The sequence below is a fragment of the Micromonospora sediminicola genome (genome assembly GCF_900089585.1).
Taxonomy (GTDB): domain Bacteria; phylum Actinomycetota; class Actinomycetes; order Mycobacteriales; family Micromonosporaceae; genus Micromonospora; species Micromonospora sediminicola.
This window is the reverse complement of sequence record NZ_FLRH01000003.1, coordinates 4,528,894-4,542,809: the sequence shown is the minus strand read 5'-3', so window position 1 is coordinate 4,542,809 and position 13,916 is coordinate 4,528,894. Positions and strand designations below refer to the sequence as shown.

The 13,916-nt window shown below is 74.7% G+C and carries 13 protein-coding genes; 8 read left to right on the top strand and 5 right to left on the bottom strand.

What is annotated here, in order from left to right:
• Positions 1 to 13: 13 nt before the first annotated feature.
• On the top strand, positions 14 to 280 hold the full coding sequence (locus GA0070622_RS21005; RefSeq protein WP_091576519.1) for a YegP family protein: 267 nt from the start codon (positions 14 to 16) through the stop codon (positions 278 to 280).
• 134 nt (positions 281 to 414) lie between these two features.
• Here GA0070622_RS21005 and GA0070622_RS32645 read toward each other — a convergent pair whose 3' ends face one another.
• The gene (locus tag GA0070622_RS32645) at positions 415 to 585 is read right to left on the bottom strand and encodes a hypothetical protein (protein ID WP_174529122.1); all 171 of its coding nucleotides are present in this window, start codon (positions 583 to 585) and stop codon (positions 415 to 417) included.
• Positions 586 to 824: 239 nt separating this feature from the next.
• Between GA0070622_RS32645 and GA0070622_RS21000 the strand changes: the two genes are divergently transcribed.
• Complete coding sequence (locus GA0070622_RS21000) at positions 825 to 1,697, top strand: alpha/beta fold hydrolase (RefSeq protein WP_091576516.1); 873 nt, start codon at positions 825 to 827, stop codon at positions 1,695 to 1,697.
• A 46-nt stretch (positions 1,698 to 1,743) separates the two neighbouring features.
• On the opposite strand, the gene GA0070622_RS20995 is transcribed toward GA0070622_RS21000, so the two are convergent.
• Together GA0070622_RS20995 and GA0070622_RS20990 are read right to left on the bottom strand one after the other, a co-directional pair.
• On the bottom strand, positions 1,744 to 2,652 hold the full coding sequence (locus GA0070622_RS20995) for a hypothetical protein (RefSeq protein WP_091576514.1): 909 nt from the start codon (positions 2,650 to 2,652) through the stop codon (positions 1,744 to 1,746).
• 96 nt (positions 2,653 to 2,748) lie between these two features.
• On the bottom strand, positions 2,749 to 3,483 hold the full coding sequence (locus GA0070622_RS20990) for a protein kinase family protein (protein WP_091576512.1): 735 nt from the start codon (positions 3,481 to 3,483) through the stop codon (positions 2,749 to 2,751).
• Between the two features lie 85 nt (positions 3,484 to 3,568).
• Here GA0070622_RS20990 and GA0070622_RS20985 point away from each other — a divergent pair, with 85 nt between their 5' ends.
• On the top strand, positions 3,569 to 4,003 hold the full coding sequence (locus GA0070622_RS20985; protein ID WP_091576510.1) for a hypothetical protein: 435 nt from the start codon (positions 3,569 to 3,571) through the stop codon (positions 4,001 to 4,003).
• Here the strand turns inward: GA0070622_RS20985 and GA0070622_RS20980 are convergent.
• Both GA0070622_RS20980 and GA0070622_RS20975 read right to left on the bottom strand, forming a co-directional pair.
• Positions 3,975 to 4,979, bottom strand: a complete 1,005-nt coding sequence (locus GA0070622_RS20980) for an Acg family FMN-binding oxidoreductase (protein ID WP_091576507.1) — start codon at positions 4,977 to 4,979, stop codon at positions 3,975 to 3,977. The two genes, GA0070622_RS20985 and GA0070622_RS20980, sit on opposite strands and share 29 nt — an antisense overlap.
• 112 nt (positions 4,980 to 5,091) lie before the next feature.
• Positions 5,092 to 6,321: a PucR family transcriptional regulator gene (locus GA0070622_RS20975; RefSeq protein WP_091576504.1), complete on the bottom strand. Its 1,230-nt coding sequence runs from the start codon at positions 6,319 to 6,321 to the stop codon at positions 5,092 to 5,094.
• Positions 6,322 to 6,404: 83 nt separating this feature from the next.
• On the opposite strand from GA0070622_RS20975, the gene GA0070622_RS20970 reads away from it, so the two are divergent.
• The 5 genes from GA0070622_RS20970 (at position 6,405) to GA0070622_RS20950 (ending at position 13,903) form a co-directional block, all read left to right on the top strand.
• The gene (locus GA0070622_RS20970; protein WP_091576501.1) at positions 6,405 to 7,496 is read left to right on the top strand and encodes a ferredoxin reductase; all 1,092 of its coding nucleotides are present in this window, start codon (positions 6,405 to 6,407) and stop codon (positions 7,494 to 7,496) included.
• A 13-nt stretch (positions 7,497 to 7,509) separates the two neighbouring features.
• Positions 7,510 to 8,649: a fatty acid desaturase family protein gene (locus tag GA0070622_RS20965; RefSeq protein ID WP_091576498.1), complete on the top strand. Its 1,140-nt coding sequence runs from the start codon at positions 7,510 to 7,512 to the stop codon at positions 8,647 to 8,649.
• A 155-nt stretch (positions 8,650 to 8,804) separates the two neighbouring features.
• Positions 8,805 to 10,277, top strand: a complete 1,473-nt coding sequence (locus GA0070622_RS20960; protein WP_091576495.1) for a glycosyltransferase family 4 protein — start codon at positions 8,805 to 8,807, stop codon at positions 10,275 to 10,277.
• Positions 10,278 to 11,184: 907 nt separating this feature from the next.
• A complete protein-coding gene (locus GA0070622_RS20955) occupies positions 11,185 to 12,366 on the top strand; it encodes an alanine--tRNA ligase-related protein (protein WP_091576492.1) in 1,182 nt (393 codons plus the stop codon).
• A gap of 67 nt (positions 12,367 to 12,433) precedes the next feature.
• The gene (locus GA0070622_RS20950; RefSeq protein ID WP_091576489.1) at positions 12,434 to 13,903 is read left to right on the top strand and encodes an ATP-binding protein; all 1,470 of its coding nucleotides are present in this window, start codon (positions 12,434 to 12,436) and stop codon (positions 13,901 to 13,903) included.
• The last annotated feature ends 13 nt before the right edge of the window (positions 13,904 to 13,916 follow it).

Below are 13,916 nucleotides of genomic sequence, written 5' to 3'. Positions count from 1 at the left end.
GACGGGAGGCGCGGTGAAGTTCGTCATCGAGAGCGAGCCCGACGGCACGGTCGGGTTCACCGTCCTGGGCGACGACGGGCAGGTGCTCGCCACCGGCCGGCCCTGCCCGGACAAGGGGTCGGCGCTGGCCGCCGTCGGGGAGCTGATGCACGGCGGGGGCGACGCCTGCGTCGAGGACCGGACCGAGGCCACCGGCCCGCCGCGCCCGCCCGGCGACACCACCGAGATCGGTGGCGGCGACATGTCCGCGATCGGCCGCTCCGGCATCCCGCCGGTCTGAGCGCGACTCCCGCCGTCAGGCCATCGGCCCGGGCGGGCGCGGCCGAGCCGGAGAGAGGCTCGACCGCGAAGACCTCGTTCGCGCGATCGGGATGGCGAACGTCCCGGGCCCGCCGGCGGTATCGCTCCCGACCGTCACTGTTCGTCGTCGACGACCTCGGTCCGGTCGTCGACCGTGGCGGTGACGTCGAGGTGCTCGTCCGGCTGGGGCGCCTCCGCCAACGTGTGGTGCGGATCGCCGTCGGGTGAGAACAGCACCTGGTCGGTCTTGCGGGTCTTCTCCTGCTCCTCTTCCGGCTCCGTCACGGCGTCCCCCTCCGGCTCAGGCCGCCTCCTGCCCAGGCCGCCTCCCTGCCCACACGCTATGCGCCGGCCGACCGGTCGGGCGGGTGTTTGCGCCGCCCGGGCGGTCACAGGTGGCGGTTCCGCCACGCGCTCACCGCCTCCTCGGTGGCCCGTTCCTCCGCACGCAGCCGGGCCCTGACCCCGCGCCGGCCGGCGCGGTGCGGCGACGGATGTCGGACCGGCGTCGTAGGGTCACCGCCATGACGACAGGGACCCACACGCTCGCCGTGCCCGGCGCCGACCTGGTCTACGACGTCCGTGGGCCGCTGCCGCCGGCCGACGGCCGCCCGGTGCTGCTCATGATCGGCCAGCCGATGACGGCGGAGGGCTTCGACGCGCTCGCCGGGCACTTCACCGACCGCACCGTGGTCACCTACGACCCGCGTGGCCTGGGTCGCAGCGTGCGCACCGACGGCCGGTCCGACCACACCCCGCAGCAGCAGGCCGCCGACCTGCACCTGTTGGTCGAGGCGCTCGGCGCCGGGCCGGTCGAGATCTTCGCCAGCAGCGGCGGCGCGGTCACCGCCCTCGAGCTGGTCGCCACCCACCCCGACGACGTCGTCACGCTGGTGGCGCACGAGCCGCCGATCAACGCGGTGCTCCCCGACGCGGCAGGGGCCGAGCGGGCGCGCGCCCGCTTCCACGAGGCGTACCGGGCCGGGGGCAACGGCGCGGGCATGGCCGACTTCATCGCGATGACGTCCTGGCAGGGCGAGTTCACCGACGCCTACTTCGCGCAGCCGTCGCCCGACCCGGCCGCGTTCGGCCTGTCGACGGAGGACGACGGCAGCCGCGACGATCCGCTGCTGTCGCAGAACTCCTGGGCGGTCACCGACTACCGGCCCGACGCGGGCCGGCTCGGCGCGGCGTCGACCCGCATCGTGGTCGCCGTCGGGGAGGAGTCGGCCGGCACCTACACCGCGCGCACCGCGGCGGGCACCGCCGCACTGCTCGCGCAGCAGGCGACGGTCTTCCCGAGCCACCACGGCGGCTTCCTCGACGGCCGGTTCGGTTACGGCGGCAAGCCGGAGGAGTTCGCCGCCCGTCTCCGCGAGGTCCTGGCCGGCGGCTAGGGGCGGATCAGGGGCCGCCGACCATCTGTCGGCGGAGGCCGTCCGATCAGACGTCGGGACGACGGCGGTGACCCGGAGGGTCCAGGTCGAGGAGCGTCCGTAGCGACCGCAACAGGCGGAGCCGGAACGGTGGCGGTGGCGCGGCGGCGATCGCCGTGAGCACCGCGGACGCCTCGGAGTGCAGCTCGGCCCCGAAGGCACGCAGTGTCGCCCGGTTCTCCCGGTAGCGCAGCCAGAGCTGTCCCGGTCCCAGGGTCGGCAACAGCACGATCAGCAGCAACCCGGGCCCAATCGTCCCGCCACCGGTCACGACCCGCACGACCAGCACGTACAGCAGCACCGCCGTGGTGACGGCGGTGGCCGTGGCGAACCACGCCAGCTCGAGCCGGGGCCGGCGGCGGAGCCACTGCCCGAAGGACCGGGTCCGGGCGTAGGAGTCCAGCCGGAGACCGGTGGCCGCGAGGCGGGCCGCCCGCCGCGTCGCGGCCGCGCGGTCCTCCCGTGACGCGCTCGTCCAGTCGCGGTGCAGCATCTCGGCGAGGAGTTCGCGACGGTAGGCGACCGCGGTGCCGGCGACCCGCCGGATCGGCTTGACGGCGAGTCGGCCGCCGATCATCACCACCACGAGCGCCGCGACGAGCATGAAGGCGAAGGCGTAGAGGTAGCGATCCGGCTCGGTGGTCAACAGGTTCGTCCCCACGCCGGCGACCGCGCCGGCGTAGACCGAGATCAGCGGAAGCATGATGGCGTTGCGGAACTGCTCGGCGGGCAGCCGTTGCAAGGGGCGGCTCAGGTTGTCCAGGGGCCTGCGCAGGACCGCCGCCGCCAACGCACCGACGAAGCCGGGCGCCAGACCGAGGAGCGCGAGCACCTCGATCACGGCGACGACCTGCGACATCTCTCCATTATGGACCCGGCTGCCGAACGCGCCGAGCTTGCGGCCGTCGAGGTCCACCTCGACGCCGGTACGCCGCCCGGCACGCTCATCCCGGCGTCGACGGCCGGCCGGTGTGCCGAGGTCGGCCCGCGAGCGGGGTATGGCGGTCAGCGGTCAGGTGTTCCGCCAGGCCTCGACCAGGTCCGGCACGGACGCGTACCGCGCATCCGGATCGGCCCGGGTGGCCCGCTCCACGACCGCCGCGGCGCGGTCGTCGCCCCGCCAGCCCGACGGCGTGTCGAGCAGGTGGTGCAGCGTACGGCCCAACGCGTGGACGGTCGTGCGCTCGTCGATCAGGGAGCCCCGGGTCAACTCCTCCGGCGAGAGGTAGCGGCGGGACCCGGGCAACCGCTCGGAGTCCAGGACGAACGGGCCCGGCCGGTACTCGTCCAGGTCGATCAGCCGCATCCGGTGTGCGTCGAAGTCGTAGAGGAAACAGCCGTCGTACAGGTCGACCGCGACGTAGCCGGCGGCGCCGACGGCCAGGTGGGCGTCGAGGATCACCGCCAGGGCCGCACGCGCCTCGGTGACCGGGAGGCGCTGGAAGCGGGCCAGGCCGGCGCGGTCCGAGCCGTGCACGGTGGCGTGGTTGAGCACGGTGCCGGCGCACCACGGGTAGATCAGAGTGGGCCCGTCGGTGCCGTCGCGCACCAGCTCCGGCCGGACGATGCCCGGGTGCCGGACGGCGGCGTGCAGCCCGAGGGCCCGGGTGAGCGAGACCCGCGCCTGCGGCGTCCGGGCCTGCTTGACGAACCAGCGCCGGCCCGCCGCCCGCACGCCGAAGGACAGACAGCCGGAGTCCTGGTCGCCGAAGACCACGAACGCGTCGGCCGGATCCGGTGCGAACACCCGTCGAGACTAGCGCCCGCTCCGGCCGTCCGAGCCCCGGTCGACGTGGGCATGCGGCGGTGCCGGACCGGGTAGACGTCCACGCATGTCCGGAAGCGCACGGCAGCGGGACCTCTTCATCGCGACGCTCGGCGCGGTCCTGGCCGGCTACGGTGTGCTGCGCCTCGTCACGGAACCGTTCTCGTGGTTCTCCGTCCTCTGGCTGGCGGTGGCGGTCACGATGGTCGGGACCACCCTGCGCCGGGCCCTCGCCGCGCGCACCGCCGAGCGGCGTCCGCCCGGCCCGCGGCCCGCCCGGCGGGCAGGACGGGTGATGGCCGTCGCCTCGGCGCTGTTCGGTGCGGTCCTGCTGGCCGTGGCCCTGCCCCGGTTCGCCCGGGACGGTCACTCACCTGCGTTGCTCGCGCTCTGGGCGACGTTCGCGGTCGCGATCCTCGGCTTCAACCTCTGGACCGCCTTCCGTCGTCCGGCGGAGGGGGACGACGAGGTGGTCACTCCGGCGGCGCGACCACCTCGATGACGTCGGCCGGCGTGCGGCGCGGCGCCGGCGGCAGCTCGGTGTCAGGCCCCCAGCCGACCCGCACCACCAGGTAGGGTGCCCCGATTCCGGCGAGCAGGTCACGCATCATCCGGCGCGGCCAGGCCAGCTCGATCGCGTCGCTGAGCGGCGCGCTGGCCAGCCCCTCGGCGGTCGCGGTGAGCAGCAGCGCCGACAACGCCTCGCCGCCGCGCAGCCAGGCCGCCGGCTCGTCCCGCTCACCGAACAGGATCAGGTACGCCGCGCCGCGGTCGAAGTCCGCGCCCGGGCTCAGCCCGGCAGCTCCGCCGGGCGCGTAGTCGCGCACCGGCACCCGCCTCGGCGCGGGTCGCACGGCGGTGGCGGCGGGCACGCCGTCGCCGCTGTCCGCCGGCCGGTTGGTCCAGCGCCGCAGCTCCTCCCGGTACGCCGGGTCGGCCAGCTCGGCGTCGGCGGCCCGTCCGGTGGAGACGGCCAGCATCGGCATCTGGTCCGGCCGGACCACGTGCAGGTGCGCGCCCTCGGCCTCGACCGCGTCGGTGAGGCGGGCCAGGACCGGTTCGGGCACCGGGCGGTCGCCGTACGCGCGGCGGTCGGTGCGCCGGCGCGGGATCGCGTCGACCAGCCGTCCCGCCGGGACGTCCAGGTTCGCCGGGCCGGTGGCGCGCAGCCGGGCCAGCAGCGTCGGGTCACCCGGGTCGGGCATCCGTTCCACCGTGACCGCCCACCCGGCGGCGGTCAGCGAGACGCGGGCGTGGTGCAGCGCCGCCCCGCAGCTCAGCGTGAGCAGCCGGGCGTCCGGGTCGGTGTGGGCGAGCTGCCGGTCCGGGTCGGCGCGCAGCTCCAGCGCGTCCGGGGTGACCCGCCAGCGCCAGGGCTGGGTGTTGAAGACCGAGGGGGCGTGCAGGGACTGCCGGGCCGCCGCCTCCAGCACCCGTACCGTCGGGGTCTGCCGGACACCTGTCGATGAGCGGTTCATGGTGGCGCCTCCTTGTTGCTCGTCCCCTTCCGACCCTGCCCGCCGCCGCGGGCGGGGGACAGGGCCGGAGGACCCGGCCGCTCGGGCCCGGTGACCCGGGGCCGGCGGACCGTCAGGCGGGGGCCCCGCCCTGCTCCGCCGGTACGGCGAGCGCGATGGTGAGGTCGAGGACGGTGGCCGGGTCGTGCAGCCGGTCGCCGAACAGCTCCCGGAGCTTGCCCATCCGGTAGCGGACCGTCTGCGGGTGGACGAAGAGGTCCGCCGCCACGTCGTCGCGTCGCCCCTGGTGCAGCAGCCAGGACCGCAGCGTCTCGGCGAGCCGGTGCGCGGTGGCCGGCGGCAGCGCGGCCAGCGGGGCGAGGGCCTGCGCGCGCAGGTCGGCCAGGGCCTCCGGGTCCATGCTGAGCAGCAGGGTGGCCAGGTGCCGTTCGGTGTCGACCGGCCCGGCGTCCGGCTCGCCGAGGCCGAGCGCGAGCGCCCGGGTGGCCCGCTGGTACGACGCGGCGACCCGGTGCCACGGCCGGGCCGGGCCGAGCACCGCCCGGTGCCCGTGCAGCAGTCGGGTGAGCTGACGCCGCCGGCCGCCGTGCGCGTCCGGCACCAGCAGCACCGCCAGCTCCTCGGCCGGACTCATCCCGGGCAGGTCCTCGCCGCTCTCCAGCGTGTGCGGGTTGAGCAGGGCGAGCACCGCGCGCAGGTGCCGGCGGGGCAGCAGCACCACGGTCAGGGTCTGCGGCAGCGGCCAGTCGGCCCGTTCGGCGCTGGCCCGTAGCGACTCCTCCGGCTCCCCGGCGAGCAGCTGCTGGGTGAGCCGTTCCAGGCTGCGGCGGCGCACCCGGCCGGCGCTGGCCAGCTCGTCGGCGTGCCCGGCCACGCTGGCCGCCGACAGCTCGTCGATGTACGCGAACATCAGCTCGGCGAACTCGGCCACCGTCTCGGCGGCCGACCCGCTGCGGACCGTGGTGGTGGAGACCTCCCGCCAGGCCACCCGGGCCCCCACCCGGTACGCGGCCAGCAACGCGTCCATGCTCCGCCCCGAGCGGGCCTCGCCGCTGCCCAGCGCGTAGGCGGCCTCCAGCGCGGGGGCCAGGGGCGTGCTCGGGTCGGCCGTCTGGGTACCCTCGATGAGCTGGAGGAACGTGCCGAGCGCGATGCGTACCGCGTTCTCGATCTTCTCCCGCATGGCCCCGGTCAGCGCGCCCGAGTAGTCCGGAACCTCGGCGGTGATCGCGGTGACCGTCCGCTCGGCGACCATGGGCAGCCGTTCGCGCAGCGTCGCCGCCACGCCGGCGTCGAGATCGAGATGGGCTGCCCGCTGGCCCGTCCCGGCCTCCTGCGTCATGTTGTTCTCCTCGAACAAAAACCTGGGACCGTTTCACCTTTGCCGGTCAAGATGTTATGCGATTGTGCGGCCACGCTGGTCATATGACCACAACTGCCCACCGCCGCCCCCAGAAGGTCTCCTTCCGGGACAGGCTGCTGCGGCTGGCCGGCACGGTCACCACGCCGCTGCTCCCGGACGACTACCTCGACATGGTCGCGCCGCTGCGCGCGGGCGCGCCGCTGCGCGGGCGCGTCGTCGCCGTCCGCCCGGAGACGCGGGACGCGGCCACGCTGGTGATCCAACCTGGTCGGGGCTGGCGGGGCCACCAGCCCGGGCAGTACGTGCGACTCGGCGTCGACGTCGACGGGGTCCGGCAGTGGCGGGCGTACTCGGTCACCTCGGCGCCGGGCGCGGCCGACGGCCGGATCAGCGTCACGGTGAAGGCCATCCCCGACGGCAAGGTCAGCAACCACCTGGTCCGCCGGATCCGGCCGGGCACGATCGTCCAGCTCGACCAGGCCCAGGGCGACTTCGTGCTGCCCGCGGCCGTGCCCGAGCGGGTCCTGTTCCTCACCGCCGGCAGCGGCGTCACGCCGGTCATGGGCATGCTCCGGTCCGGGCTCCTGGAACGGGCCGACGTGGTGCTGGTGCACTCGGCACCCACCCGCGACGACGTCATCTTCGGCGCCGAACTGCGGGCGCTGGCCGAGCGCGGTACGGTACGGCTGGTCGAGCGGCACACCGACACCTCCGGCCTGCTCGACGTGGCCGAGCTGGACGACCTCGTACCCGATCACGCGCAGCGACACACCTGGGCCTGCGGCCCGGTCGGCCTGCTCGACGCGGCCGAGACGCACTGGGCGGCGCGCGCCGCCGCAGAACTGTTGCACACCGAGCGGTTCCGTCCCACGGTGATCACACCGGGCGAGGGCGGCACGGTGACCTTCACCGGGGCGGGGGTGACCGTCGAGGCCGACGGCGCCACCACCCTGCTCGACGCGGGGGAGAACGCGGGGGTGCTCATGCCCTCGGGCTGCCGGATGGGGATCTGCTTCGGCTGCGTCGTGCCGTTGCGCCAGGGCGCCGTACGCGACCTGCGCAACGGCGACGTCACCACGGCTGTGCCGGGTGACGGCGTCGCCATCCAGACCTGCGTGTCGGCGGCCGCCGGTACCTGCGACATTGATCTCTGAAGGAGCCACCGACGTGACCGTGATCCAGAAGAAGGCCGACAACCCGATCGCCCACCTGAGCGCCGAGGACATCGAGATCATCGGCAAGGAACTGGACGCGATCCGGGACCGGGTCCTCGCCGACCGGGGGGAGCGGGACGCCCGCTACATCCGCAAGGTGATCAAGACCCAGCGGACGCTGGAGATCAGCAGTCGGGCGGTGCTGCTCTTCTCGCTGTTCCCGCCGGCCTGGATCGTCGGCACGGCCGGCCTCACGGTCGCCAAGATCCTCGACAACATGGAGATCGGGCACAACGTCCTGCACGGCCAGTGGGACTGGATGCGTGACCCGAAGATCCACTCCACCACCTGGGAGTGGGACCACGTCTCCCCGGCCGACCAGTGGAAGCAGTCGCACAACGAGCTGCACCACCGCTTCACCAACGTGGTCGGCAAGGACAACGACCTCGGGTACGGCATCATGCGCGTCGACGAGGATCAGCCCTGGCACCCGATGCACCTGGGCCAGCCGGTGTGGAACCTGCTCAACGCGTGCTTCTTCGAGTACGGCATCGCCGCGTACGACATGGAGCTGGGCGACCACCTCAAGCAGAAGCGACTCAAGGACCCGGCGTTCCGGGCCAAGGCCAGGGCGGTCGGCCGCAAGATCCGCCGCCAGGTGCTGAAGGACTACGTGGTGCACCCGCTGCTCTCCGGCCCCTCGTTCCTGTCCACGCTCGCCGCCACGTTCACCGCGAACCTGCTGCGCAACGTGTGGAGCCACTCGGTGATCATGTGCGGGCACTTCCCGAACGGCGTGGAGACGTTCGAGAAGACCTCCATCGAGGGCGAGACGCGCGGCGAGTGGTACCTGCGGCAGATGCTCGGCTCGGCCAACATCAGCGGCCCCCGCCTGCTGCACCTCATGACCGGCAACCTGTCGTTCCAGATCGAGCACCACCTCTTCCCCGACCTGCCCAGCAACCGCTACCAGGAGATCGCCCCGCAGGTGCGGGCGCTGTTCGACCGGTACGGCCTGCGCTACACCACCGGCCCGCTGCCCAAGCAGGTCGCCTCCGCCTGGTGGAAGGTCATCCGGCTGTCGCTGCCCAACCGGCGCGACCGTCGGCAGCCGGCCGCCCCGGGCCCGCTGGTCGCCTCCGGCGCCGTCTGACCGACCCGTGCACGGCGGGTGAACGTTCGCCCGCCGGCACCTGCACACTCGGTGTCTTCGCAGCTCAGGGCGCTTCCACTGCGGTCCTGGCGGCGTCGCGCTCCCCGTACACTCGCGCCCAGTCCGGCCGACGAGCTGAAGGGGTGTGGTCGCCGATGGACCGCGACGCCGCGACGCCGCGCGCCGGCCGCCGGGTGGTGATGCTGGTCGACAACGCCGTCGAGGGTGACTCGCGGGTGCAGAAGGCCGCCCGGTCCGCTGCCGACGCCGGGTGGGACGTGACCCTGCTCGGTTGCGCCCACGTCGACGCCGAGCGCCGCTGGCGGCTCGGCGACGCCGAGGTGCGTGTCCTGCCGCTCGACGCCCCCCGTCCCGCCCCGCCCGGCGCGTCCGGGTCCCCAGGCGGCGTGGCCGGGCTGCGGCGGCGTCTGGTGGCCCGGGGCGGGCTGCCGCTGCGGGCCGCCCGGCTGGCCCGCCGGCCCGTCGAGCACGCCCAGGTCCGCTACTGGCGGGCGCGGCTCGGCGACCGGGCCTGGCGCCGGCTGGAGCCCGGGCTCTGGGGGTACGAGCGGCTCGCCGGCCCGGTCGTCGACGCGGTGCGCCCCGACCTGATCCACGCGCACGACTTCCGGATGCTCGGCGTGGCCGCCCGCGCCGTGGAGCGCGCCCGCGCGCAGGGACGCGACGTCAAGCTGGTCTGGGACGCGCACGAGTGGCTGCCCGGCGCCCGGCCCCGCCGCGACAACGCCCGCTGGCTGCCCGCCCACCTCGGCTACGTCCGCGAGTACGTCGGCCACGCCGACGCCGTCGTCACCGTCTCCGACACCCTCGCCGACCTGCTGGTCCGCGACCACGACCTGCCGCAGCGCCCGACCGTCGTGCTCAACGCCCCGGTCGCGACGGCCGAACCGGCGGCCGTACCGACGCCGGTCGGCGGATCCGTGGTGCTCGCTGCGCCGGTCGGTGGATCCGTGGTCGGCGCTGGGCCGGTCGCCGCCGCGGTGGACGCCGGGGGCGCACCCGACCTGAGGGCGCGCTGCGGCCTGGCCGCCGACACCCCGCTGCTGGTCTACAGCGGCGCGATGGCCCCGCAGCGGGGCGTCGACACCGTCGTCGAGGCGCTGCCCCGGCTGCCCGGCGTGCACCTGGCGCTGGTCGTCGGCGACCCCGCCGCCGGGTACGTCCGCCAGGTCGTGGCCCGCGCCGCCCGGCACGGCGTCGACGACCGGGTGCACGTGCTGCCGTACGTGCCGCACCGGCAGCTCGTCGCGTTCCTCGCCGCCGCCGACGTCGGGCTCATCCCGCTGCACCACTGGCCCAACCACGAGATCGCGCTGATCACCAAGTTCTTCGAGTACGCGCACGCTCGGCTGCCGATCGTGGTCAGCGACGTACGCACCATGGCCGACACGGTCCGGGCCACCGGCCAGGGCGAGGTGTTCCGGGCCCGGGACGCCGCCGACCTGGCCCGCGCGGTCCGGGCGGTGCTCGCCGACCCGGGGCGCTACCGCGCCGTCTACGACCGACCGGACTCACCGCTGCCCGGATGGACCTGGGAGGCGCAGGCCGAACGCCTCGACGCGCTCTACCGCCGCCTACTCACCCCCGCGACCGCCCCCACCCCCTGACATCCCGTCCGGTCCCGTCCCCCTGGCGTCGCCGCGCCGAACCCCCAAGATCGGCGCAACCTCGCCGAGGTGGCGGTCTCCGGTCGCCCGCGACCCCGCCACCCCGCCGAAGTGGCGCCAGGCCGTCGGCTGACGGGCCTGCTGGTGGCTGGCCGGGGCCTGGCCGGTTGTCCGGCTGCCTGGTCCGTTGGCCGGTTGTGCGGTTGCGGTGCTCGGTGCTCAGTGCCCGTTGGTCCGGTGCTCGATGCCCGTTGCTCGGTGCCCGTTGTCCCGGTGCCCGTTGCTCGGTGCCCGTTGCTCGGTGCCCGTTGGCCCGGTGCTCGGTGCCCGGCGCTGGACCGGCCACACCCGGTGGTGGACCCACCCCGCGCGCCGGCACCTCTCACCACCGAACGCCGCCCACCCGGGTGGAACACCATGGGTGTCTCCGGCCCGATTTCACACCCATGGCGTTCCACCCACGGCCGGTCCGGATCTCGGCGTGTGCGCAGCGCACCGCAACTTCCCGCATTTCCGGCACTGGCCACGTCGATCATGAGGTTGACCGGAACAAAACGCCCAAGGAGTGCCGCCAACCTCATGATCAACGGGCAGGGGCAGAGGCAGAGGCAGAGGCAGAGGCAGGGGCAGGGGCAGGGGCAGGGGGACGGGTAGGGGGACGGGGAGAAGGGGACGGGGAGAAGGGGCGGGGAAAAGGGGTGGGCGGGGACGGGTGGGCGGGATAGCGTGGACGGATGCAGAGCAGGCGCATTGTCACCGCCGCCGCCGCGCGAGCTTCCCGCTCGCCGGTTGCCGCCGCCTGACCTGCCCATTCATCGCCGGCGACCGGAAACGGTCCGCCGGCGTCGTCGTGTCACGCCATGGTTGCGCGGACCGTCCGGACGCCCGTACCCGGAAGGCACCCGCCATGACCCCCGACGAGATCACCCGGATCTTCCACGACCACTACCACCGGCACGGCCATCGGGACGCGCCGGAGAGTTCGCTGGTCCCGCCGCCCGGCGACCCGGTGCTGTTCACCACGTCCGGCATGCACCCGCTCACGCCGTACCTGCTGGGGCGCCCGCACCCGGGCGGACGCCGCCTGGTCGACGTGCAGCGGTGCCTGCGCACCACGGACCTGGACGAGGTGGGTGACCGCACTCACCTGACCGTGTTCCAGATGCTCGGCTCGTGGTCGCTCGGCGACTACGACATCGCGACCAGCCTGCGCTGGGGCTACGAGCTGCTCACCGGCGGGTACGGCATCCCGGCGGGCCGGCTGCACGCGACCGTCCACGCGGGGAGCCCCACGGACGGCGTCGGCCCGGACGAGACCGCGCGGGACACCTGGAGCGGGCTCGGCGTGCCGGTCGAGGCGCTCGGCGAGGACAACTGGTGGTCCAACGGCCCGACCGGCCCCTGTGGACCGGACTCGGAGATCTTCGTGTGGACCGGCGACGGGCCGCCCACCGGCACCCCGAGCGGCGACGAGCGCTGGGTGGAGGTGTGGAACCACGTCCAGATGCGCTACCACCGCCACCCCGACGGCCGGCTCACCCCGCTGCCGCTGGTCAGCATCGACACCGGCATGGGGTTGGAGCGGCTGGAGATGGTGCTGCGCGGCGACCGGTCGGTGTTCACCGGCGACGGGCTGCGCCCGTGGGTGGAGACGGTCCGCGACCGGTGGGACCTGCGCGGCACGGACCTGCGGGTGGTCGCGGACCACCTGCGCTGCGCGGTGGTCGTGCTCGGCGACGGGGTCCGGCCGAGCAACACCGGCCGGGGGTACGTGCTGCGTCGGCTGCTGCGCCGCGCGCTGACCGTGCTGTGGCGCGACGACCCGGAGCGGAGCCTGGACGAGCTGCCCGCGACGCTGCACGCGGACACGTCGCGCCGGTTCCGTCAGCACGTCGACCCCGGCCCGCTGCGGCAGGCGCTGGCGGACGAGGAACACCGCTTCCGGGGGCTGCTGCGACGGGGCCGGCCGCTGGTCGACCGGGTGCGCGCGCGGGGCCCGCTGACCGAACGCGACTACCACTGGTTGCACGACACCCACGGGCTGCCCCGCGACCTCGTCGACGGCCTGCTCGGTGGGGCGGCCGGCTGACGTGTGGCCGCCCGCGCCGGTGGGTGCCAGACTCGCAGGGAGACGTCGCCGCGAGGGAAGAGGACCCATGACCGGGTACGAGGTGCGGCCGGACGAGGACGTGGTGCCGCTGCTCGGCGCCGAGGTGCGCGTCGTCGACGCGACGGGGCTGCTCGCCGCCGCCCAGGACGGGCCGGTTGACCTGCTGGCCGGCGGCGACTTCCCCGCCCCGGTCCGGGAGGTCCGCTGCACCGTGCGCGCCGACACCGTCGCCGGGCGGCCGGTGCACCGCTTCGAGGCGTACCTGCGGGTGGAGGCCGCGCCGGCCGGCCTGCTCGCCCTCGGGCTGGCCGGGCCGGTCGGCCTGCTGCTCGCCGAGCGGCTCGCCGCGCGCGGCGGCGACGGCCCGGCCGCCGTGGTGGGCCGGGCGGCGGCCGAGGCGGGCCGCCGGCTCGGGCTGCGCCCCGCCGGTACCGCCCTGGTCACGCCGCCGCGTGACCCGGCCGGCCGGGCGGTGCTGCACACCGCCGAGGCCGCCGGGGTGCGGCCCCAGGTGGACCAGGACAACGGCACGGTACGCATCCGCGCCGACGTGCCCAGCGCCGAGGTGGGTCCGGCGCAGCTGATCGCCGTGCTCAGCCTGCTGTTCCAGGCCGTCCGCGAGCTGGCCGGCGACAGTGTGGAGCCGTCCGTGCTGCGCGGACGGACGTACCGGGTGGGGCGGCGACCGGTCGCGGTGGCCGAGCCGCGCAGCACCACGGTGACCCTCGACCAGGTCGGCGGCCTGCCCGACGTGGTCGCCCGGTTCCGCGAGGTGGCCGTGTCGTTCCGGCACCCGCAGGCGATGGCCCGCTGGGGCGCGCGCCGGCCGCAGGGCATCCTGATGTACGGGCCGCCGGGCACCGGCAAGACCATGCTGGCCCGGGCGCTGGCGAACGAGATCGGCGCGGACTTCGAGGAGATCCGCACCCCGGAGATCCTGGACAAGTACCTCGGCGGCTCGGAACGCAACATCAAGCGCATCTTCCGCGACGCCCGCCGCTACCGCCGGCCCACGGTCATGCTCTTCGACGAGTTCGACTCGATCATCAGCTACGCGGGCGCCGGCGGGGACGCGGCCAGCCAGGCGGTCAACGCCGTCGCCGGCATCTTCAAGCAGGAGATGAACACGCTGTTCGAGGAGAACCCCGACGTCATCGTGGTGGCCACCACCAACTTCCCACAACGCGTCGACGCCTCGCTGATCCGCTCCGGCCGCTTCGACCTGAAGATCGCCATCCCGGCGCCGGACGAGACCGGCCGCGCGGAGATCCTCACCAAGATGATCCGTGAGCTGATCGACCGGCACGAGCGGCCCGGCTTCCGGATGTTCGCCGACGACCTCGACCCGGCCGCCCTGGCCGCCGACACGGCCGGGCTGACCGGGGCGGACCTGCGCGAGGCGCTGCGCCGGGTGCAACTCGCCAAGGCGCTGCGGGAGGCGGCGGAGGGTGCGCCGCCGGCCCCGATCGGTCAGGATGACCTGCGGGAGGCCGTCGCCGGTCTGCGCCGCGGCTGACCGGAAGGAGCCC